Annotated in this window: 7 tRNA genes and 1 rRNA gene; all 8 read right to left on the bottom strand. The window is 50.0% G+C overall.

Annotated elements, in window-relative coordinates:
• Positions 1-144: 144 nt before the first annotated feature.
• Positions 145-220: transfer RNA gene (locus tag IC21_RS02830), tRNA-Ala, on the bottom strand.
• Positions 221-229: 9 nt separating this feature from the next.
• Positions 230-306: transfer RNA gene (locus IC21_RS02835), tRNA-Pro, on the bottom strand.
• Between the two features lie 4 nt (positions 307-310).
• Positions 311-387: transfer RNA gene (locus tag IC21_RS02840), tRNA-Arg, on the bottom strand.
• A gap of 10 nt (positions 388-397) precedes the next feature.
• Positions 398-486: transfer RNA gene (locus IC21_RS02845), tRNA-Leu, on the bottom strand.
• Positions 487-498: 12 nt separating this feature from the next.
• Positions 499-573, bottom strand: a tRNA-Gly gene (locus tag IC21_RS02850).
• A 73-nt stretch (positions 574-646) separates the two neighbouring features.
• Positions 647-719, bottom strand: a tRNA-Lys gene (locus IC21_RS02855).
• Between the two features lie 7 nt (positions 720-726).
• Positions 727-802: transfer RNA gene (locus IC21_RS02860), tRNA-Val, on the bottom strand.
• 8 nt (positions 803-810) lie between these two features.
• A 5S ribosomal RNA gene (gene rrf, locus IC21_RS17745) occupies positions 811-880 on the bottom strand; the annotation flags it as partial.

The raw sequence follows: 880 nt of genomic DNA on the forward strand, positions 1-880 counted from the left end.
GAGCCAGGATCAAACTCTCAGTAAAGATGTTTGATAAAAGCTCAAAAAGAATTTGACGTTTCGTTTTGTCCAGTTTTCAAGGAACAATCTCAAACAGCAACTTTTAAATTATAGCACCTATTTATTTAAAAGTCAATGCTTCTTTGGTGGAGCCTAGCGGGATCGAACCGCTGACCTCCTGCGTGCAAAGCAGGCGCTCTCCCAGCTGAGCTAAGGCCCCGAATTTGAATGGTCGGGAAGACAGGATTCGAACCTGCGACCCCATGGTCCCAAACCATGTGCTCTACCAAGCTGAGCTACTTCCCGTATATGGCGCGCCCAAGAGGAGTCGAACCCCTAACCTTTTGATCCGTAGTCAAACGCTCTATCCAATTGAGCTATGGGCGCATACATTGAATGGTGCCGAGGACCGGAGTCGAACCGGTACGGTAGTCACCTACCGCAGGATTTTAAGTCCTGTGCGTCTGCCAATTCCGCCACCCCGGCAAGAGAAAAAAATGGAGCGGAAGACGGGATTCGAACCCGCGACCCCCACCTTGGCAAGGTGATGTTCTACCACTGAACTACTTCCGCAAAAAATGCAGATAACAAAGAATTTCAGGGCGGCTTTGAACAGGCTGAAATTCTTATCTCCTGCTAAATATGATGAGCCATGCAGGATTCGAACCTGCGACCCTCTGATTAAAAGTCAGATGCTCTACCAACTGAGCTAATGGCTCATATTTATGGTGGAGGATGACGGGATCGAACCGCCGACCCTCTGCTTGTAAGGCAGACGCTCTCCCAGCTGAGCTAATCCTCCGTATTATGGCCCGGCAACGTCCTACTCTCGCAGGGGGAAACCCCCAACTACCATCGGCGCTGGAAAGCTTAACTTCCG

The sequence above is a fragment of the Heyndrickxia coagulans DSM 1 = ATCC 7050 genome (assembly GCF_000290615.1).
Taxonomy (GTDB): domain Bacteria; phylum Bacillota; class Bacilli; order Bacillales; family Bacillaceae_C; genus Weizmannia; species Weizmannia coagulans.